Raw genomic sequence first — 20,897 nt, forward strand, 5'->3', positions numbered from 1 at the left:
CAAAATTATTAAGTCAAATTAAAGAAGACTAATACATATAATTAATTAAGTTTATAAGAGAGTATAATCTTAGTTCATATAAATAGGGGATGGAAAGGGGAAGAATATGCAAAAATTTAAAAATACGTCAGAAATAGAACCTTTAAAAGATTTTTTAGGTCAAGACAGAGCAGTAACAGCTATGGAACTGGGTTTAAAAATAGATAACCCTGCTTATAACATATATATAGCAGGTGACCCTGGAACAGGAAAAAGCACTTATACCATGAAAATATTAGAGGAATATTCTAAAGATAAAAATAGTCATAAAGATTGGTGTTATGTATATAATTTCGATAATCCAAGAGAGCCTATTGTAATAAGTTTAGAAAGAGGAAAGGGAAAAATATTCAAAGATGATATAGAAGAAATGATAGATAAGTTGTTTGAAGAAATAAAAGATGCATTTGATAGTGAAGAATATGAAGTAAACAAAAATACATTACTGGAAGAATATGAAATGCAAAAAGAAGATTTAATCAAAAAAATAAAAACTTATGGTGAAGAAAAAGGATTTAAGCTTAAAAGTAGTAAAGTAGGCATGGTATTCGTACCTTTAAATGAGAATTTTGAGGATGAAGTATCTTCAGAAGAATTTTTTAAAATAAAAAAAGAACTAGAAAATATGGCCATAAAAGTAGTTTATCAGATAAGAGAAATTGAGGAAAATATAAAAACTATAATGATTGAAATAGAAGATGAAGTTGGTAAATTAGTTGTGGATCCTCACGTTGAAGAGTTAAAAGCAAAATATAAGGACTATGAAAAAATTATAGATTATATTAATAAGGTTAGAGAAGATATATTGAAAAATTTGGAACTGTTTTACTTAGATGATGAGGAAATTAGAGAATATTACAATAAAGATTGCTTTTTAAAATATGCAGTGAATTTATTTGTAGACAATGAAAATAATGAAAAGGCACCTGTTATTGTTGAAACTAATCCAAGTCCATCAAATTTATTTGGTAAGGTTGAGTATGATTATAATAGTGGCAATATAAAAACTGATTTTACCAAAGTTTTTGCTGGGTCTTTGCAAAAAGCTAATGGAGGATATTTAGTTTTGTACGCTCAACAGCTTTTATCTTACCCTCTATCATGGGAGCTTTTGAAAAAGGCTATACAGTCACAAAAAATTCCTATGGAGACAAAAGTATCAATAGAACCGGAGGAAATTCCATTAAAAGCAAAAATTATATTAATTGGAAGTAACTATATTTATGATGTGCTTTATAGATATGATAGTGAATTTAGTAAATGTTTTAAAATGTTTGTAGATTTTGATAATGAGATGGATAGAAATGATGTTACAGAATATGGAATGGCAAAATTTATAGCATTTCAATGTAAAAAAAATAAATTGAATCATTTTACTTATGAGGCTGTGGAAGATGTTATAAAACATAGTACTAGATTAGTAGGAAGTAAGAAAAAACTATCAACAGATTTCAACAAATTATTGGAGATAATAACAGAAGCAGATATTTTTGCCAAACTAGAAAATAAAGAATTTGTGGATAAGAAACATGTAGAAATAGCTATACTAGAAAAGCGTAAGCGTTTAAATAAAATAGAAAACAAGATTGATGAATTTATTGAAGATAATACCATAATGATTGATACTGAAGGTAGTAGAGTTGGTGTGATAAATGGATTATCAGTTCTTGGTATGGGAGAATATTCATTTGGAAGACCGTCAAGAATTAGTGTAACTACTAGTATGGGAAATAGAGGCATAATAAATATAGAAAGAGAAGTAAAAATGAGTGGAGCAATACACAATAAAGGAGTCCTTATTTTACAAGGTTATTTGTCAGAGCAATTTGCACAGGAATATCCTTTATCAGTAAATGCATATATTTGCTTTGAACAAAATTATGGAGGAATAGATGGTGATAGTGCTACTTTAGCAGAACTATGTGCACTACTATCATCCTTAAGTCAAATACCAATAAAACAAAATATAGCAATTACAGGATCTTTAAACCAAAAAGGAGAAATACAAGTTGTTGGTGGAATAACAGAAAAAATTGAAGGATTTTACAATGTATGCAAAAAAAGAGGATTTAAAGATAAAATGTATGGTGTGATTTTGCCAAAAGATAATATGGACAATTTAATACTTTCAGATGAAATGGAAAAAACAATAAAAGATGGATGTTTTAAAATTTATCCTGTGAGCAAAATAGAAGAAAGTGTAGAGATTTTAACAGATAAAATGTTTGAAGACATCAAAAAATTGGTAAAAGATAAATTAGATACTTATAATAAGTCAAGAGAATCAAAAAAGGAATAAATGAATTGATATAATAAAAAGCAAGAACTTAATAAGTTTTTGCTTTTTTAATACAAAAAATCAAAAAATTGAGAATTATTACTTTGTTATAGATTGACTAATTTGATAGATAATAAAAGTAAAAGATAAAATAAGGGGGAAAATAAATGAAAGATGTAAATAAAATATTAGACAAGTTAGAGGGAATTTATCCAGATGCTCATTGTGAATTAGAGCATACTACAGCTTTTGAATTATTAATAGCTACTATATTATCTGCTCAGTGTACTGATGTTAGAGTTAATATGGTGACTAGGGAACTTTTTAAGAAGTATAATACGCCAGAGGATTTTGCGAATTTATCTGAAGAAAAAATAATGGAAGAAATAAAAACATGTGGTCTTTATAAAAGTAAAAGTAAAAAAATTAAGGCCACATCAGAAATGATATGTAGAGATTATAATGGTAGCGTTCCAGATACTTTAGAAGAATTAATAAAACTTCCTGGCGTGGGTAGAAAGACAGCAGATGTAGTATTAAGTAACGCATTTAATAAAGATGCCATAGCAGTAGATACTCATGTTTTTAGAGTTGCAAATAGAATAGGTATTGTTAATACAAAAACTCCAGAAAAAACTGAGTTTGCTCTTATGGATACCATCCCAAAACACAGGTGGTCTCATTCTCATCATGTATTGATATTTCATGGTAGAAGAATGTGTAAAGCAAGAAAACCAGAATGTGAGTTGTGCCCAATAAAAAATGATTGTGATTTTTATCAAGGAAAGGAATGATACTATTGAAAAGACTTAAGATTGCAATATTTTTATCACTAATAATTGTATCCTTAAGCGGTGTAGTCTTAAGTAATGCGATTGAACTTGAAGGAAAAATACACAAAAATATTTATGTTAGAGATATTGATTTATCTAATTTAACAAAAGAAGAAGCTATAAAAACAATTAATAAGATATTAGATGACAGAGATTCTTTTTCATTAAACTTTAAGGGTGAAAATTATGTTTTTTCTAAAGATGATATAGAAACAGACTATGATGTAAAAGAAGTAGTTGAAAAGGCATATAGTATTGGCAGAGATAAAGGAATTATAGCTAATATAAAGACCAAAAGTAGTTTGTCTATGGGTAAAAAGGTAATACTAGATTATAGTATTACTTATGATGAAAAGAAACTAGATAAATATTTAAAAGAACTGAATAAAAAAATATATATAAAACCAATAAGCGCAACTATAAGAATAGCGAATGGAAAAATTATTGTAACTAAAGAAAAGGATGGATATAAATTAAATAAAGAACAATTAAAAAACGTAATAATTAAAAAAATAAAAGACTTAGATAATGAAGATGAAACTATACCTACTTTATTAGTTAAGCCATTTTATTCTTATAATGATTTAAGTAAAATTAATACTTCTTTAGGAAGTTTTGAAACTTACTTTAATGCCAATAATTATAATAGATCAAATAATATTAAATTAGCATCAAACGCAACTAGCAATATACTATTAGACAAAGGAGAAATGTTTTCTTTTAATTCATATATACAAAAATCTCATATTAATAAGTATTTAAAAGAAGCTCCAGTAATAATAAATGGAAAACAAGAAAAAGGAATAGGAGGAGGTATGTGTCAAGTATCGAGCACTATTTATAACGCGGCTTTATACTCTGGAATGAAAATAATTAATGTGAGAAATCATTCTATACCAAGTCCTTATATTGAAAAAGGGAGAGATGCTACTGTATCAGGAGGAACTATAGATTTAAAATTTTCAAATAAATTTGATAGTCCTATTTTAATACACAATCAGATTATAGGTAATAAAATTGTTTGTACTATTTATGGAAATAAAAAAGATAATAAAAATATTGAAATTGTAACGGAAACTACAGACATACTTCATAATAGAACAATTAGGAAAAATAGTGAAAAATATGATCTTGGTGTTAGGGTTATAGAACAAGAAGGTAGAAAAGGATATAAAGTTCAAACCTATAGAGTATATAAAAGCACATTAGGAAACACAACAGAATATATAGGTCAAAGTTATTATCCTCCTCAAGACAGAATTATTGTATATGGAACAAGAGAGTTGAGAAAGTAATGGTCAAAAAAGCAACTTTAATTAAAAGCATTTTCTGTTATAATGTATTTAGGAAAATATTAAAGTTGCTTAAAATTAAGCAAAATTGATAGATTAGTAATTTAAACGGAGGAACGTTATGTCAATAAACGTAGTATTAGTAGAACCTGAAATACCTCAAAATACAGGGAATATAATAAGAACTTGCGCGAATACAGGTGCAACTTTGCATTTAATAAGACCTCTAGGTTTTTCATTGGAAGATAAATATTTAAAAAGAAGTGGATTAGATTATTGGGATATATCTGATATAAGATATTATGATAGCCTAGAGGAGTTATTTGAAAAATATCCTGAAGGAAAGTATTTCTATTCTACTACAAAAACAAATCAATCTCATTCAGATATGAAATTTGAAGATGGTTGCTTTTTAGTTTTTGGAAAAGAAACCAAGGGGTTACCAGAAACTCTATTAGCAGAAAACAAAGAAACATGTATGAGAATACCTATGGTAAAACTAGAAAAGGCAAGATCTTTAAATTTATCAAATTCAGTTGCTATAGTTGTTTATGAAGCTTTAAGACAAATTGGTTATCCAAACATGAGATAATTATAATGACAAAGAGAGGAGATTAACGAGATGAATGAGATTAAAATAATATGTGATAGTTTATCTGATGTTAACAAAGAATACTTAGAAAAGTATGATATAGATGTTGTGCCACTAACGGTTATACTTAATGAAAAAGAATATAGAGATGGTATAGATATGCAACCAGAGGAATTTTATAGAATTTTAAGAGAGGAAAATGCATATCCAAAAACTTCTCAAGCTACTTATGCCCAATTTAAAGAAATTTTTGATAAATACACAAAAGATGGTAAAAAAATATTATATATATCAGGATCTGCAGCAGCTACAGGTACATGTCAAAGTGCTATAATGGCTAAAAATGATACTGAAGGAGAAATATATATATATGATAGTAATAATTTAACTTTTGGGGCAGGTTTCTTTGTTGTTAAAGCAGCTGAAATGATAAATGAAGGTAAAACAATAGAAGAAGTGTTTAAAGCATTAGATGAAATTAAAGAAAAATATGTTCTTATGTTTTCGGTAGATACTTTAGAATACCTAAAAAAAGGTGGAAGAATATCTTCTACTAAGGCAACTGTAGGTAGCTTATTAAATATAAAGCCCATATTAGAGGTTAAGGACGGATTAGTTTCTCAAGTTGGCCAAGTAAGAGGGAAGAAAAACGTACTAAACAAGATGATTGAATGCATTAAGGAAAGATTAGGGGACGACTTAGAGCAAGAAGAAGTTTACATAGGATATAGTGATGACTTGAAAGAAAGAGAAAAGCTTACTGAAATAGCTAAAGAAATTTTCAAACCTAAAAAAATAGGATATTTTATAATAGGAACTTGTGTTGGTTCCCATTCAGGCCCTGGTGTAGGTGGAATATTAGTATTTAAAAAATAGAAAAAATTAAGGAGGTATTAATGACCTCTTTTTTTTATGTAAAAATATTCGGGATAATATGCACGAATATGTAATAAAATGCAAAAATATTCTGTAAATAAACATTAATATGTAAATAAATTATAATATAGTGTATCACATTTAGAATAATGACTGGTAATTTGATGAAAAATGTAAAAAAAATTTAAAATAGTATAGATAAAATATCAAAAATAGTATAAAATAAAAAATATAAGAGACGAAATACTTATATTTTTCAGGAGGGACTTATGAAATTAAAAAAATTAGTAGCTTTATCATTAACAATGGTAATGTCTGTAGGCTTATTAGTTGGATGTGGATCTAAAAAAGATGAAGCATCAGAGAAGGTAGTAAAAATAGGTATGATAACTGATGTTGGTGGAGTGCATGATGAATCATTCAACCAATCTTCATGGGAAGGTTTGCAAGCAGTTGAAAAAGAATTAGGAAAAGATAAAATTGAAGTTAAAGTTTTAGAATCAAAACAAGACTCAGATTATGATTCAAATATAGATCAATTTATGGATCAAGAAATGGACCTAATAATAGGTGTTGGATATAAATTAGACAAAGCTATAGAAAAAGCATCTAAGGCTTATCCAGAGCAAAAATTTGCAATAATAGATTATGCTTACGAAAAACAACCAGAAAATGTAACTTCTTTATTATTTGAAGATAACGCTTCTTCTTACTTAACAGGATTAATAGCTGGTAAGATGACAAAGACTAATAAAGTTGGTTTTATAGGTGGTATGAAAGGTGTAGTTATATCTAAATTCGAAAACGGATTTAAAGCTGGTGTTAAGGATGCTAACCCAAAAGCGAAAATATCAGTACAATATGCAAATAGTTTTTCTGATCAAGCTTTAGGAAAATCTATAGCAAATTCAATGATTAAAAATGGTGTAGACGTAGTATTCCCAGCTGCAGGTGCTGTTGGAACTGGTGCGATAGAATCAGTTAAAGAAAATGGAAAAATGGCTATAGGTGTTGATAGAGACCAAAATTCATTAGCTCCAGATAACGTAATAACTTCAGCTATGAAAAATATAGATGTTGCTGTTGGTAACTTAGCAAAATCATTTGTTGACAAATCTTATAAATCAGGTGAAGTTATAATAGGTTCATTAGCAACAGGAGGAGTTGGTATAGCTCCAACTTCAGACAAGAATGTTCCGGCTGACGTATTAGAATATGTTAAAGCTAAAACTAAAGAAATAGTTGATGGTAAAATAAAAGTTCCAGCAACTGATAAAGAATACAAAGAATTATACGAAAAATAAAATCCTTGGGTATAAATTCTTAAAATACATATTCCACCAAAGAATATATATTCTCTGGTGGAATATTTTTTTTGATATACTATTGAACCACAATAAATAATGCAATACATACGATAAAAATATGGTAAATTTTTATAAATGTTGGCAAGAAGTATATAAAATGATATAATTGTTTAGTTAAATGTTATACACTAATTACAATAAAATATTTAAGTGATACACTAATTAACAATGGCAATGATTAAAATCATATAATATTTTATCTTATAAATATGGAATCTATAAAAATTAATTTTGCTGAACAAATAGATTATATGATTTATGGATAATATATAGATATATTATCCGTTTTTTATTATGAAAAATATGGTCAGACAAGGAGGGCTAAAAAAGCTATGAATAACAATAGCATTGACTACAGTCAAAAAGTTGTTGAAATGAAAAATATAACTAAAAAATTCGGCAACTTCATAGCAAATGACAACATTAATTTGACTGTGCATAAAGGAGAAGTGCATGCGCTTTTAGGAGAAAATGGAGCAGGTAAATCTACTCTTATGAATATATTATATGGACTTTATAATCCTACATCAGGAGAGATTTATATTAATGGAGAATTAGTAGATATAAGCAACCCAAATGTAGCAATATCAAAAGGTATAGGTATGGTACATCAACATTTTATGCTTGTTCAACCATTTACAGTAGCTGAAAATATAGTACTAGGAACAGAGCCAACAAAAAATGCAGGTGCGTTAGATATGAAAAAAGCCATAGATGATGTTAAAGAAATATCATCAAAATATGGATTATTCGTTGACCCTACGGCTAGAATTGAAGATATAACAGTGGGTATGCAACAAAGAGTTGAAATATTAAAGGCATTATACAGAGGTGCAGAAACTTTAATTCTTGATGAACCTACTGCAGTGTTAACTCCACAAGAAATAACAGAACTTATTAATATTATAAGAAATTTAACAAAAGAAGGAAAATCAGTAATAATAATTACTCATAAACTTAAAGAAATAAAATCTATAGCGGATCACTGTACTGTAATTAGAAGAGGTAAATACATAGACACTGTAAAAGTAGCAGATGTAACGGAAAATGACTTAGCTGAAAAAATGGTAGGTAGGGAAGTTAACTTCAAGGTTGACAAAAAAGAAGCAAGTACAACTAAAACAGTTTTATCAATTAGAGACCTAGTAGTAAAAGATAATAGAAGAATAAGAGTTGTTGATGGGCTATCTTTAGAAGTAAAAGCAGGAGAAATACTTGGAATAGCTGGAATAGATGGAAATGGTCAATCGGAATTGGTTGAAGCGCTTACTGGTCTTAGAAAAGTTGAATCTGGCCTTGTAGAAATAAATGGCCAAGCAGTAGTAAACAATAAGCCAAAGCAAATTTTCAAAAAAGGTATAAAGAATATTCCTGAAGATAGACAAAAAAGAGGTCTTGTTTTAGATTATACAGTTGCGGAAAACATTGTTTTACAAAACTACAAGGACAATAAATATTCTAAAAATGGAATATTAAATACTGAAGCAATTAATAAAAAAGCTGAAGAAATAATTGAAAGATTTGATGTTAGACCTAATGATCTTAATGCTAAGGCAAGAGGATTATCTGGTGGTAACCAACAAAAAGTAATTATAGGTAGAGAAGTAACAAATATAGAAGCTTCTAGAGAAAACAGTCATGAACCACAACTATTAATAGCAACACAACCAACTAGAGGATTAGACGTAGGAGCAATTGAATTTGTCCATAAATCACTAGTTGCTCAAAGAGATGCAGGAAATGGAGTTCTTTTAGTATCATTAGAGCTTGATGAAGTAATGAATGTTTCTGATAGAATAGCAGTTATATATGAAGGAAAAATAGTTGGTGTATTAGATGCAAAAGATGCAGATGAAAATACACTTGGAATGATGATGGCAGGAGGTGACTGTAATGGAAAATAGCTTAAAAACTAAGAAAAAATCTTTTATAGATGATGCTGTTAAGTTTTCATTCTTATCAATCCTTCTAGGTTTACTTGTTGGAGCAATAGTTCTTATTATTTCAGGAAACAGTCCTATAGAAGCTTATGGAGCTATGATTGAAGGTATAATTGGAAAGCCTAAATATATAGCTTGGACTATAATAAAGGCTACTCCATATATTCTTACAGGTCTTTCTATAGCATTTGCTTTTAAAACAGGATTATTTAATATAGGTGCAGAAGGTCAATTTATAATAGGTGCATTAGTTGCAACAGTAGTTGGATATAGTATTAATTTACCAGCTATAATTCATATTCCTTTAACAATAATTTTAGCTGGGCTTGCAGGAGGGCTTTGGGGTTCAATAGCAGGTTTTCTAAAATCTAAGTTTGGAATAAATGAAGTTATAGCAACAATAATGCTAAACTGGATTGCTTTTTACTTAAGTAACTTCATGATATCAAGTTCGTTTATATCCGTACCAAACAGTGAAGCTTCGGTAAATATACAAGATAGCGCAAGTATAGGCATAGATTGGCTAAAAGGTTTAGTTGGGCCAGCTACTAGTGTCAACTGGGGTATAATTATATCCATAGTTTTAGTACTTGTAATATGGTTTATATTAACAAAAACTACTTTAGGTTTTGAGCTTAGAGCAGTTGGTCACAACAAAGATGCGGCAGAGTATGCTGGAATAGATGTTGGGAAATCAATATTAAAGTCTATGGCTATAGCAGGTTTATTAGCAGGAGTTGCAGGTGCAATACAAGTTATGGGTGTAACTCATAATATAACAGTTCTTGCAGCACAAGAAGGATATGGATTTGATGGTATAGCTGTTGCTTTAATAGCAAACAGTAATCCTATAGGAGTAATATTCTCAGGATTATTATTTGGTGCATTTAAATATGGTGGAATAAAAATGCAATCTGTTGGAGCACCATCAGAAGTAATAAATATAGTTATAGGATCTATAGTATTCTTTATTGCATTAAGTAATGGATTAAGAATGTTATATATAAAAATGAAACAAAAGAAAGCAAAAGGGGGTAATATATAATGCAAGACTTAGCGATTATAATTAGTACAACGTTAATGTATTCAACTCCCCTTATATATACAGCATTAGGTGGAGTATTCTCTGAAAACTCAGGTATAGTTAATATAGGCTTAGAAGGTATGATGACAATAGGTGCATTTGCAGGAGCTGCAACTGGTTTTATAACAGGAAATCCTTGGTTAGCTTTTTTAGCAGGAGGATTAGCAGGAGCATTCTTTGCATTAATACATGCTTTTGCAACTATTAGCTTTAATGCAGACCACACAATATCAGGTGTTGCAATAAACTTATTAGCGCCAGGTTTTGCTTTATTTATATCTAAAATAATGTTTGCTGGAGCAACTACAACACCAACAATACCAATGGAGAATAAAATACCAAGAATATTTAATGGTACATTCCAAGGAGGTAGCGTATTAGATACTATATTTAATAATTATGCAACTGTATATCTTGCATTTATATTAGTAATAGTAGCATACTATGTTTTATATAAAACTAAGTTTGGTCTTAGAATAAGATCAGTTGGTGAGCATCCAGGAGCTGCAGATACATTAGGAATAAATGTTTCTAGGGTAAGATATAGTGCAGTTTTAATATCTGGATTTTTAGCCGGGCTTGGTGGGGCTTCAATGTCACTTGCATTAGTTTCTTCATTTAGACCTACGTTAGTATCTGGACAAGGGTATATAGCTATGGCAGCTGTTATATTCGGAAAATGGAGACCTCAATGGGCAGCACTTGCTTGCTTATTATTTGGTTTCTCTACAGCGTTATCTGTATACTTTGGAAGTCCAACATTACCATTTACAATAAATGAAAACTTATTATCTATGATACCTTATGTTGTAACATTAATAATATTAGTGTTATTTGTTAAGAGTTCTAAAGCTCCGTCAGCTTTAGGGAATCCTTACAAAAAGGGTGAAAGATAGTCAATTAAAAGCTATGGAAATTAAATTTCCATAGCTTTTTTGCGTATTTTTATGCATAGAAAAATATATTTAATTTCAACTTATAAAATTTTAAAAAATGTTTAATAATATAACTATCGGTAAAATTATAAATAATTTATCGGGGTAAAGTGTATTAAAACCATGACAATATATAAAAAACGATGTATTAAACTAGAATAAGTTTCTTTTAATTATTTGGAAGGGGCGATACAATGACAGACAGAATGATGCAAATAAGTTTTTTACCCCAAGATATAGGACTAATTAAAGAATATTTCCATGGAAAGAATTACTCTAAACTGATTAGTTATGATAAAACTTTAGACAGTATATATGTGAATATGTCTAAAATGAAAAGTTGTGACACACTTTGCTCAGGTATTGCAGACTTAATAATAAGTTTGATAAAAGAAAGAGATTTAAAAGAGTACATATGGAAAACGTACACTAATATAAGTGAAGAGGATAAAAAAAGTGTATATATAGAAGCTGTAAATTTATTTGACAAAAAAGAAGATTTTATAAAAGAAACTATATACAGTAAAGTAAATGAATTTATTATAGAAAATAACGATTTAAACTTAGAAGGTTTTGTTAAATTTAGAATGAAAGATTTTATTAGTTATATTTCTATATTAAGTGATATTGCAATGGAAGAACATTTGATAAAAAGAGATAAAAAAGAATTCTTAGACTCTTTAAAATATTTTATCGATATACAAGAAGAAAAGATGGAACTACTTAGAATTACAATTATGAAAGATGGGAACTTTGTCCTAAGTGATGAAAATGGAAGCGAGGTTGAAAATCTTAGTAACGAAGAACTTATGAATCTTGCTATGTCAGAAGACTTAAATAAAGAAGATATTTTAATAAGTGCAATAATGACATTATGTCCTAAGAAAATAGAAATACTTGATAATTCAAATAACAACAAATCAAAAGATATTATAGAAATGGTAAATCTATTATTTGAAGGAAAAGTAACGGTAATATATAGTAATTAATTATTATATTATGGTTGAATGATAAATACCTATCTGATATAATTAAAATTAATTAAAAATAGTGCTATGAAGAGACAAAGTAAAATAGATACATTGTTTTACAGAGAAGATGAGCCTTGGCTGTGAGCTTATCTAAAACAATCCTATTTGAAAACTAACTTGGAGCAGAATTTAGTAACATTTACATGTGAAAGTATTCGGTTGACAACCTTATAGTCATCAAGAGGATATATATTTTTATATATCAACTTGGGTGGAACCACGAGATATAACTCGTCCCAATTTTTATGGGACGAGTTTTTTTATTGTTAAAATAATATATTTTAGGAGGCAAAATTATGATAAAAGTTACATTAAAAGACGGATCAGTAAAAGAATTTGAAAATGAACTTTCTGTATTAGAAATTGCGAAATCAATAAGTGAAGGTTTAGCAAGAGCAGTTGTTGCAGCATCTGTTAATGATGAAGTAGTAGGACTTGACTATATGGTTAAGGAAGACTGTACATTAAACTTATTTAAGTTTGATGATGTAGAAGGAAAGGATGTTTTTAGACATACTTCTGCACATATGCTAGCACAAGCTATAAAAAGATTATATCCTGATGCTAAATTTGCAATAGGACCAAGCATAGAAAATGGATTCTACTATGATATAGACTTAGAAGAAAGATTAACTATGGAAGATCTTGCAAAACTTGAAGCAGAAATGAAAAAAATAGCTAAAGAAGATCAAAAGCTTGAAAGATTTGAATTACCAAAAGAAGAAGCCTTAGCTTGGGCTAAAGAAAATGGTGAAATATACAAAGAAGAGTTAATAAACGACTTACCAGAAGGTGAAATAATATCATTCTACAAACAAGGTGATTTCACTGATTTATGTAGAGGACCACACTTATTATCTACTAAAAAAGTAAAAGCTGTTAAATTACTTAGTGTAGCAGGTGCTTATTGGCGTGGAGACGAAAAGAACAAAATGCTTCAAAGAATCTATGGTATATCTTTTGAAAAGAACAAAGATTTAGAAGAATACTTACATTTATTAGAAGAGGCTAAGAAAAGAGACCATAGAAAATTAGGTAAAGAATTAGATTTATTCTTTATACCAGAAGAAGGACCAGGATTCCCTCTATTCTTACCAAAAGGAATGGAACTTAAAAATGCTTTATTAAAGTATTGGAGAGAAATACATAGACAAGATGGATATGTGGAAATAGAGACTCCAATCATATTAAATAGACACTTATGGGAGACTTCAGGACACTGGTACCACTATAAAGAAAATATGTACACAGTTCAAATAGATGAACAAGATTTTGCTATAAAACCAATGAACTGTCCAGGTGGTATGTTATTCTATCAAGCAAAACCACATTCTTATAGAGATTTCCCTATGAGAGTTGCTGAACTAGGTAGGGTTCATAGACATGAGTTATCAGGGGCTTTACATGGCCTTATGAGAGTTAGAGCTTTCACTCAAGATGATGCACATATATTCATGTTACCAGAACAAATAAAAGACGAAATAAAAGGTGTTGTAAAACTAATAGACAGTGTTTACAAAACATTTGGATTTGAATATCACTTAGAATTATCTACTAGACCAGAAGATTCTATGGGTACTGATGAAGAGTGGGAAACTGCTGAAAATGGTTTAAGAGAAGCTTTAGAAGAATTAAACTTACCGTATGTACTAAATGAAGGTGATGGGGCATTCTACGGACCGAAAATAGACTTCCACTTAAAAGATTGCTTAGGAAGAACATGGCAATGTGGTACTATCCAATTAGATATGCAATTACCTCAAAGATTTGATATATCATATATTGGACAAGATGGTGAAAAACATAGACCTGTTATGATACACAGAGTTGCTCTTGGAAGTATAGAAAGATTTATAGGAATATTAATAGAGCAATATGCAGGCAAATTCCCAGTATGGTTAGCTCCAACTCAAGTTAAGATACTACCTATATCAGACAAATACATGGACTATGCAAATGAGGTTAAAAAAGCTTTATTTGATGCAGGTGTAAGAGTTGATATGGATGATAGAGCAGAAAAAATAGGATTCAAAATAAGAGAAGCGCAACTTCAAAAAGTACCTTATATGTTAGTTGTAGGAGAAAAAGAAGCTGCAGAAAATCAAGTAGCTGTTAGATCAAGAGATAAAGGCGAAATGGGAAGTATGAACTTAAATGATTTCGTATCTATGGTAGTAAAAGAAGATGAGGAAAGAGTTAATATAGTTGAACAATAATTAATAAAAAATAACCTAGGATATAAATCCTAGGTTATTTTTATTTCTAGCAAGGTTCTTTTTGAATCAATGATTGCAATTCTTCTAAAGTCATAGTTTCCTTATCGTATAAGTGATTAGCAACAATGTGTAAATCATTTATATTTTCTTTTAATAATTTTAAAGTTTCTTTATAGCACTGTTCAACAATTTGATTTGCTTCTTTTTGAATTTGTTGTGACATAAAAGATTTTGAGTTGCCTTCTATTGTCATAAAACCTAATTTGCTCATACCATATTCACAAACCATTTGATCTGCAATGTCAGTAACTTTCTTTAAGTCATCTTTAGCTCCTGTAGATAAATGGTTAAATATAATTTCTTCAGCAGCTTTTCCAGCTAGTAATATTTTGATTTTTCCTATTAATTCTTCTTTTGTGTAAATATATCTATCTTCATCTGGAAGTTGAAGCACATATCCTAGAGCTTCCCCACGTGGAACGATAGAGATTTTTTGTATAGGACAAATATTTACAATATTGCTGACTAAAGCATGGCCAGCTTCATGGTAAGAAACAATTTTCTTTTCTTTTTCAATTAATACAGAGTTCTTTTGTTCTATACCAGCAATCACTCTTTCTATTGCTTTGTCAAAGTGATAATTACTTATTTCGCTACTATTGTCTCTTACTGCAAATATAGCAGCTTCGTTAGCGATATTCGCTAAATGTGCACCATTAAAACCATGAGTTTTACGAGCTAATAACTTTAAATCAACGTCTTTATGTAATGGTTTATTATTTGTATGAACCTTTAAAATCTCATATCTACTATTATAGTTAGGAGAATTGATACGTATATGTCTATCAAATCGTCCAGGTCTTAATAAAGCTTCGTCTAATAAATCCAGTCTATTTGTTGCACCGACTATTATAATATTATCATCTTTATTAAATCCATCCATTTCTACAAGTAGTTGATTTAGTGTTTGATCTTTTTCGTTGTTACTTTCAGAATGTCTTCTGGCTCCTATGGCATCAATTTCATCAATAAATATAATGCTTGGAGCTTCTTTTCTAGCTTTTTCGAAAAGAGTTCTTACTCTTTTAGCACCTACACCAACGTATTTTTCAACAAATTCAGAACCTGTTACATTAAAGAAGGATGAATCTGTTTCTCCGGCAACAGCAGATGCTAGAAGTGTTTTTCCTGTACCAGGAGGACCATAAAATAGTATTCCTTTTGGTATTTTTGCACCCATTTTTATATATTTGTCAGGAGACTTCATAAAGTCTACAACTTCGAATAATTCTTCTTTTACTTCATCAAGTCCTGCCACATCTCTAAATGTGGTTTTGGGTTTGCTGCTACTATGATCTTCAGTGCAGTTTTCTTTTTCCAGTTTTGTTTGAGCAAATACAGGAACTGGATTATTGATTTTTTTCAAAAAATTATTTATAATGTTCATATTAAACCACCTTTGAGGGATATAATTATTACTTACTTTATATTTTCCAAAGATGTAAAAATTTATTATAAAAAATTAAAAAAATAAACTTTTACATTAACAGTATTGTCATAAAAGAGAGCTTAGAAACAGAAAAACTGTAAATTTAATATTATAGAAAAAAATATAAAAAAATAGTTGACAAATAACTCAAAGAAGCGTATATTATATGGAGTAGTGATTAAAACTACAAAAATAATTAGTAAAACAAGAAGAAGTCCGTTCTCGCCTTACGCCACAGGTTAGTAAGGTTAATATAAGTTTAGTTTATGTGTATTTGATAAACTAAGTGTAATTTTGACTTATATAGCGGATGATATTCAATCATTCGCTTTTTATTTTATATAAAAATTTTGGAGGTGTCCTACAATTAGCAAAGAATTATCAATCAATGATCAAATAAGAGATAAGGAATTAAGAGTTCTTTCAGAAACTGGAGAGCAGTTAGGTATTATGTCTTCTAGGGAAGCCCAAGCTATAGCAAATAGCAAAAATTTAGATTTAGTGAAGATATCACCAAATGCTAACCCACCCGTTTGTAAAATGATGGACTATGGTAAGTATAAGTATGAACAATCTAGAAAAGAAAAAGAAGCTAGAAAAAATCAAAAAACTATAACAGTTAAAGAAGTAAGACTTAGACCAGGTATTGAGGCTAACGATTTAAATACAAAAGCTAATAATGCTATAAAATTCCTTAAAAAAGGAGATAAAGTAAAAGTTGAACTTCGTTTTAGAGGAAGAGAACTTGGACATAAAGATATCGGTAAAGAAGTTATGCTTAAATTTATTGATATAGTTAAAGAGTTTGGAGAACCAACAAAAGCCCCTGCATTTGAAGGGAATAACATGGTTGTAATTATAGATCCAAAAAAATAGATGATTAACTGAGAGGAGGAATTTATCATGCCAAAAATGAAAACTCATAGAGGAGCAGCTAAAAGATTTAAGAAAACTGGAAGCGGAAAATTAAAGAGAGCTAAAGCTTTCAAAAGTCATATATTAACTAAGAAATCAGCTAAAACTAAAATGAACTTAAGACAATCTGCTATCGTTACTAAAGGTGATGCTGAAAGAATAGCACAATTATTACCATACTAAGAAGTAATTAATTAAACTTAAGTAATAGAATCGAAAAAAAGACAACACACATAAGAATAAAGGAGGTCATGAACATGGCAAGAGTAAAAAAAGCGATGAACGCTCGTAAGAAGCATAAAAAAGTGTTAAAACTTGCAAAAGGATTCAGAGGATCTAGAAGCAAATTATATAGACCAGCTAACAATTTCGTAATGAAAGCATTAAAGAATGCTTATATAGGTAGAAAGTTAAAGAAGAGAGACTTCAGAAAACTTTGGATACAAAGAATAAATGCAGCTGCTAGAATGAATGGAATATCTTATTCAAGATTAATGAATGGATTAAAATTAGCAGGTGTTGAAGTTAACAGAAAAATGTTATCTGAAATGGCAATAAATGATCCACAAGGATTTACTAAATTAGTAGAAGTTGCTAAAGCTAAATTAGCTTAATAGCTTCATATTATAATGAATACTAAGCATCTATAAGAGACAATAGTCGTTTATAGGTGCTTTTTTGTATAGATATGCTAAATTGCTAGAATAATAATATAAAAGGTTAAAAATAATTAATATAGTATAATGTTGTTATTAACTAGTAATTGTTTTATAATAATGTGATAGTTGAAATTCTTATAAATAAAGGAGGGGTAGACAGAATTGAAAACCATGCTAAAAAAACTACTTATAAAAGCAAACACTATGGAACCAGCACAAGTAATGGTTATAGGATTTGGGGTAGTAATATTATTTGGTGGACTTATATTAAATTTACCCATAGCTGCAAAGAGTGGTAAGAGTGTCGGACTTTTAAATGCATTATTTACATCCACTTCTGCTGTATGTGTTACAGGATTGATTGTAGTAGATACAAGCACTTACTGGAATGAATTTGGGCAACTTGTTATAATAAGCTTAATTCAAATTGGCGGATTAGGATTTATGACCATGGCAACCATGTTTTCTCTATTAACAGGAAAGAAAATAAATTTAAGAGAAAGATTACTAATACAAGAATCACTAAATCAAAGAGACTTATCAGGTCTTGTAAAACTTACGAGATACATAATTATGATGACCTTTGCTATCGAAGGTACAGGAGCTTTATTGCTATCCATGGTATTTATACCTAAATTAGGATTAATAAAAGGTATATGGTACAGTATATTTCATTCCATATCAGCATTTTGTAATGCGGGGTTTGACTTAATGGGACCAATATCGGGGGAATACTCATCTTTAATGTATTATGTTGATAACTCATTAATAAACCTTGTAATCTGTGGGTTAATTATCCTTGGAGGGATAGGTTTTCCTGTTTTATTAGATGTAATAAATAATAAAAAATACTCTAAATTAAACGTACATTCTAAAATAGTTATAAACACTACTGCAATACTTATTGCCATAGGATTTTTATTTATATTTATTGTAGAGTTTAATAATAAAGGAAGTCTAGGTGGACTTAACATGAAGGAAAAATTATTATCCTCATTATTCCAATCAGTAACACTTAGAACAGCTGGATACAGTACTATAGATTTAACTTTACTAAAAGAAAGTACACTATTTTTAATGATAATTTTAATGCTTATAGGTGCATCTCCAGCATCAACGGGTGGAGGTTTGAAGACAACTACTGTTGCTACTTTATTTTTAACAGTAAAATCATTTATTTTAGGCAAAGAAGATATAGAAGTTTATCAAAGAAGAATAAGTAGCACAACAGTTAGAAAATCCTTAGGTATTTTCTTTATAGGTGTATTTGTAGCACTATTTGGTACATTAATGCTTACTATAGTAAGTCCAGGATTTTCATTGCTTGAATCAGCTTTTGAAGTAGTATCTGCATTTGCTACAGTAGGATTAAGTCTAGGAGGATCTCCTACACTAACAGCATTTGGGAAAATAATAATAATGATATTAATGTTTTCAGGAAGAGTAGGATCACTTACTATTTTCATAGCATTACTTTCTAGAAGTAAAAAAATAAAATCAAAAGTTAGATATGCAGAAGGAAAGATAATAGTAGGATAATAATTATAAGCTTGAAAGGATGAAAAGTTATGAAACAATATATAGTTATAGGGTGTGGAAGGTTTGGTTCATCTCTTGCCACAACTATGAATTTATTAGGCCATCAAGTTATGGCTATAGATAAAAGTGAAGAAATAATTCAAAATTTATCGGATAAAGTTACTCATGTAGCTGCAGTAGACGTTACAGATGAATATGCTTTAAGATCTTTAGGATTAGGTAATTTTGATGTGGCTATAATAGCAATAGGATCAGATATAAGAGCATCTATAATGGCTACTCTTATAGCAAAGGAAATGGGTGTAGAGCAAGTAGTATGTAAGGCTAAAGATGAATTACAAGCTAAAGTTTTATACAAAATAGGTGCAGACAGAGTTGTATTCCCAGAACGAGATATGGGAATACGAGTTGCTCATAACTTAGTATCAGATAATATATTGGACCATATAGAATTAGATCCAGAATACTCTATAATGGAAATTGTAACACCTAATAAATGGATAAGTAAAACTCTAGTAGAACTTGATTTAAGAGCAAAATACGAAATTACAATTTTGGCTATTAAAGATGGAGACAACATAAATGTTATTCCTTCACCTCAAGAGCAACTACAAGAAAACAGCATTTTAGTAGTAATAGGAAAAAATAGTAATATAAGCGCTATTGTTGCTAAAGACAAAAACTCAAAATAGGAGAATATAAAATGCCTATAAATATAAGTAGTAAAGATAATGAAAAAGTTAAGTATACAAAATCATTATTAAAAAGTAAAAATAGACAAAAAGAATCAAAGTATATAATAGAAGGATATAGAATTCTAACTTTAGCAATAGAATGTAATGCAGATTTAGATTATGTATTTATAAATGAAGTTTTTGAAGAAAAAAAAGAATATAAAAACTTTTTAAATATATTAGAAGAAAAGAATATTAAAGTATTTAAAACTACTAATAAAATATTTAAAGAGTTGGTAGACACAGAAAATACACAAGGTATTTTAGGTGTGATTAGGTTTAGAGAGAAAAAAATTGAGCATAATATTAATCATGAAGATAAATTTGTATTAATATTAGATAGAATACAAGATCCAGGTAATATGGGAACGATAATAAGAACAGCAGATGCAGCAGGTGTAGACACAATAATTGCATTAAAAGGTTGTGTAGATATATACAATCCAAAAGTAATTAGGTCAACAATGGGTTCCATTTTTGACATGAAAATCATACATTGTACTCAAGAAGAATGTTTGCAAGAATTAAAATCAAAGGATTTTAAAATAGTTTCTAGCTACCTTAATACTGACAATTACTATCACGAAATAAAATATTATGAGAGAACAGCTTTAGTAATAGGTAATGAAGCTAATGGCGTTAATGATGAATTAACAAATCAATCAGATACATTAGTAAAAATACCTATTTATGGAAATGCAGAATCCTTAAATGCTGCTATATCGTCAGCCATATTAATGTATGAAATTAAAAAAAGTTTAGCTTAATATGTTGAAAATACAATATTAAGTATGTTATAATTGTACAAAAACTATATATAAAAAAGCTATGATAGAGAAAAGTATTATAATTTAACTTAGGCAAGAGAAAAATACATATGCTGTGAGTATTTACTAAGTATTTATAAGAAGTTCACTCTGGAGCATTAAAGCTGAACAGAAATCAGTAGGCTTTAACGTTGAACGCGTTAAGTTTTGTTGAGTGGTTTATTAATATGTTTATATTATTAAACTACTAGGGTGGTACCGCGAATAACAGTCTTTCGTCCCTAGATAGGGATGAAGGGCTTTTTTTATTG

18 protein-coding genes and 2 other annotated features are annotated in these 20,897 nt (G+C 29.1%); of the genes, 17 read left to right on the forward strand and 1 reads right to left on the reverse strand.

Annotated features, from left to right (window positions below; translation table 11 throughout):
• Positions 1-106 precede the first annotated feature (106 nt).
• The 11 genes from JW646_RS10685 (at position 107) to thrS (ending at position 14,483) form a co-directional block, all read left to right on the forward strand.
• Entirely contained in the window at positions 107-2,338 is a 2,232-nt protein-coding gene (locus JW646_RS10685) for a Lon protease family protein (RefSeq protein WP_228415187.1), read from the forward strand.
• A gap of 146 nt (positions 2,339-2,484) precedes the next feature.
• Complete coding sequence (gene nth, locus JW646_RS10690) at positions 2,485-3,111, forward strand: endonuclease III (RefSeq protein ID WP_228415188.1); 627 nt, start codon at positions 2,485-2,487, stop codon at positions 3,109-3,111.
• Positions 3,112-3,116: 5 nt separating this feature from the next.
• Entirely contained in the window at positions 3,117-4,445 is a 1,329-nt protein-coding gene (locus tag JW646_RS10695) for a VanW family protein (protein ID WP_187359308.1), read from the forward strand.
• Between the two features lie 118 nt (positions 4,446-4,563).
• Positions 4,564-5,034, forward strand: a complete 471-nt coding sequence (trmL, locus tag JW646_RS10700) for a tRNA (uridine(34)/cytosine(34)/5-carboxymethylaminomethyluridine(34)-2'-O)-methyltransferase TrmL (protein ID WP_074919979.1) — start codon at positions 4,564-4,566, stop codon at positions 5,032-5,034.
• A gap of 30 nt (positions 5,035-5,064) precedes the next feature.
• Entirely contained in the window at positions 5,065-5,910 is an 846-nt protein-coding gene (locus JW646_RS10705; protein WP_228415189.1) for a DegV family protein, read from the forward strand.
• A 269-nt stretch (positions 5,911-6,179) separates the two neighbouring features.
• Positions 6,180-7,214 carry a BMP family lipoprotein gene (locus JW646_RS10710; protein ID WP_074919977.1) on the forward strand — a complete coding sequence of 345 codons (1,035 nt, stop codon included), beginning with the start codon at positions 6,180-6,182 and terminating at the stop codon, positions 7,212-7,214.
• 395 nt (positions 7,215-7,609) lie between these two features.
• Positions 7,610-9,181, forward strand: a complete 1,572-nt coding sequence (locus tag JW646_RS10715) for an ABC transporter ATP-binding protein (protein WP_228415190.1) — start codon at positions 7,610-7,612, stop codon at positions 9,179-9,181.
• Complete coding sequence (locus JW646_RS10720; RefSeq protein ID WP_074919975.1) at positions 9,171-10,262, forward strand: ABC transporter permease; 1,092 nt, start codon at positions 9,171-9,173, stop codon at positions 10,260-10,262. Before JW646_RS10715 ends, JW646_RS10720 begins: the two co-directional genes overlap by 11 nt.
• Positions 10,262-11,197, forward strand: coding sequence for an ABC transporter permease (locus JW646_RS10725; RefSeq protein WP_228415191.1), 936 nt, complete (start codon positions 10,262-10,264; stop codon positions 11,195-11,197). Before JW646_RS10720 ends, JW646_RS10725 begins: the two co-directional genes overlap by 1 nt.
• Positions 11,198-11,430: 233 nt before the next feature.
• Positions 11,431-12,225: a putative sporulation protein YtxC gene (locus tag JW646_RS10730; RefSeq protein ID WP_074919973.1), complete on the forward strand. Its 795-nt coding sequence runs from the start codon at positions 11,431-11,433 to the stop codon at positions 12,223-12,225.
• A gap of 57 nt (positions 12,226-12,282) precedes the next feature.
• Positions 12,283-12,509 (forward strand) — a binding site (T-box leader).
• A 54-nt stretch (positions 12,510-12,563) separates the two neighbouring features.
• Entirely contained in the window at positions 12,564-14,483 is a 1,920-nt protein-coding gene (gene thrS / locus JW646_RS10735) for a threonine--tRNA ligase (protein ID WP_228415192.1), read from the forward strand.
• A 46-nt stretch (positions 14,484-14,529) separates the two neighbouring features.
• On the opposite strand, the gene ftsH is transcribed toward thrS, so the two are convergent.
• Entirely contained in the window at positions 14,530-15,930 is a 1,401-nt protein-coding gene (ftsH, locus tag JW646_RS10740; protein WP_228415193.1) for an ATP-dependent zinc metalloprotease FtsH, read from the reverse strand.
• Positions 15,931-16,356: 426 nt separating this feature from the next.
• Here ftsH and infC point away from each other — a divergent pair, with 426 nt between their 5' ends.
• The 6 genes from infC to JW646_RS10770 all read left to right on the forward strand — a co-directional run bounded on the left by infC (position 16,357) and on the right by JW646_RS10770 (position 20,586).
• A complete protein-coding gene (gene infC, locus JW646_RS10745; protein WP_330490214.1) occupies positions 16,357-16,848 on the forward strand; it encodes a translation initiation factor IF-3 in 492 nt (163 codons plus the stop codon).
• Positions 16,849-16,875: 27 nt separating this feature from the next.
• Positions 16,876-17,070, forward strand: coding sequence for a 50S ribosomal protein L35 (gene rpmI / locus JW646_RS10750; RefSeq protein ID WP_018592041.1), 195 nt, complete (start codon positions 16,876-16,878; stop codon positions 17,068-17,070).
• Positions 17,071-17,144: 74 nt separating this feature from the next.
• Positions 17,145-17,501: a 50S ribosomal protein L20 gene (gene rplT / locus JW646_RS10755; protein ID WP_074919969.1), complete on the forward strand. Its 357-nt coding sequence runs from the start codon at positions 17,145-17,147 to the stop codon at positions 17,499-17,501.
• Positions 17,502-17,717: 216 nt separating this feature from the next.
• On the forward strand, positions 17,718-19,085 hold the full coding sequence (locus tag JW646_RS10760; protein WP_074920018.1) for a TrkH family potassium uptake protein: 1,368 nt from the start codon (positions 17,718-17,720) through the stop codon (positions 19,083-19,085).
• Between the two features lie 29 nt (positions 19,086-19,114).
• On the forward strand, positions 19,115-19,777 hold the full coding sequence (locus JW646_RS10765; protein WP_074919968.1) for a potassium channel family protein: 663 nt from the start codon (positions 19,115-19,117) through the stop codon (positions 19,775-19,777).
• A gap of 11 nt (positions 19,778-19,788) precedes the next feature.
• The gene (locus tag JW646_RS10770) at positions 19,789-20,586 is read left to right on the forward strand and encodes a TrmH family RNA methyltransferase (protein ID WP_228415194.1); all 798 of its coding nucleotides are present in this window, start codon (positions 19,789-19,791) and stop codon (positions 20,584-20,586) included.
• Between the two features lie 52 nt (positions 20,587-20,638).
• Positions 20,639-20,872, forward strand: a binding site (T-box leader).
• The last annotated feature ends 25 nt before the right edge of the window (positions 20,873-20,897 follow it).

The organism is Terrisporobacter hibernicus, from assembly GCF_020809405.1.
In the GTDB taxonomy this organism is placed as follows: Bacteria; Bacillota; Clostridia; order Peptostreptococcales; family Peptostreptococcaceae; genus Terrisporobacter; species Terrisporobacter petrolearius.

What these genes read in the sequence shown, in the direction of transcription:
- JW646_RS10685 (WP_228415187.1), top strand. Translation starts at nt 107, where the DNA reads ATGCAAAAATTTAAAAATACGTCAGAAATAGAACCTTTAAAAGATTTT.
- nth (WP_228415188.1), top strand. Translation starts at nt 2,485, where the DNA reads ATGAAAGATGTAAATAAAATATTAGACAAGTTAGAGGGAATTTATCCA.
- trmL (WP_074919979.1), top strand. Translation starts at nt 4,564, where the DNA reads ATGTCAATAAACGTAGTATTAGTAGAACCTGAAATACCTCAAAATACA.
- JW646_RS10705 (WP_228415189.1), top strand. Translation starts at nt 5,065, where the DNA reads ATGAATGAGATTAAAATAATATGTGATAGTTTATCTGATGTTAACAAA.
- JW646_RS10710 (WP_074919977.1), top strand. Translation starts at nt 6,180, where the DNA reads ATGAAATTAAAAAAATTAGTAGCTTTATCATTAACAATGGTAATGTCT.
- JW646_RS10715 (WP_228415190.1), top strand. Translation starts at nt 7,610, where the DNA reads ATGAATAACAATAGCATTGACTACAGTCAAAAAGTTGTTGAAATGAAA.
- JW646_RS10720 (WP_074919975.1), top strand. Translation starts at nt 9,171, where the DNA reads ATGGAAAATAGCTTAAAAACTAAGAAAAAATCTTTTATAGATGATGCT.
- JW646_RS10725 (WP_228415191.1), top strand. Translation starts at nt 10,262, where the DNA reads ATGCAAGACTTAGCGATTATAATTAGTACAACGTTAATGTATTCAACT.
- JW646_RS10730 (WP_074919973.1), top strand. Translation starts at nt 11,431, where the DNA reads ATGACAGACAGAATGATGCAAATAAGTTTTTTACCCCAAGATATAGGA.
- thrS (WP_228415192.1), top strand. Translation starts at nt 12,564, where the DNA reads ATGATAAAAGTTACATTAAAAGACGGATCAGTAAAAGAATTTGAAAAT.
- ftsH (WP_228415193.1), bottom strand. Translation starts at nt 15,930, where the DNA reads ATGAACATTATAAATAATTTTTTGAAAAAAATCAATAATCCAGTTCCT.
- rpmI (WP_018592041.1), top strand. Translation starts at nt 16,876, where the DNA reads ATGCCAAAAATGAAAACTCATAGAGGAGCAGCTAAAAGATTTAAGAAA.
- rplT (WP_074919969.1), top strand. Translation starts at nt 17,145, where the DNA reads ATGGCAAGAGTAAAAAAAGCGATGAACGCTCGTAAGAAGCATAAAAAA.
- JW646_RS10760 (WP_074920018.1), top strand. Translation starts at nt 17,718, where the DNA reads ATGCTAAAAAAACTACTTATAAAAGCAAACACTATGGAACCAGCACAA.
- JW646_RS10765 (WP_074919968.1), top strand. Translation starts at nt 19,115, where the DNA reads ATGAAACAATATATAGTTATAGGGTGTGGAAGGTTTGGTTCATCTCTT.
- JW646_RS10770 (WP_228415194.1), top strand. Translation starts at nt 19,789, where the DNA reads ATGCCTATAAATATAAGTAGTAAAGATAATGAAAAAGTTAAGTATACA.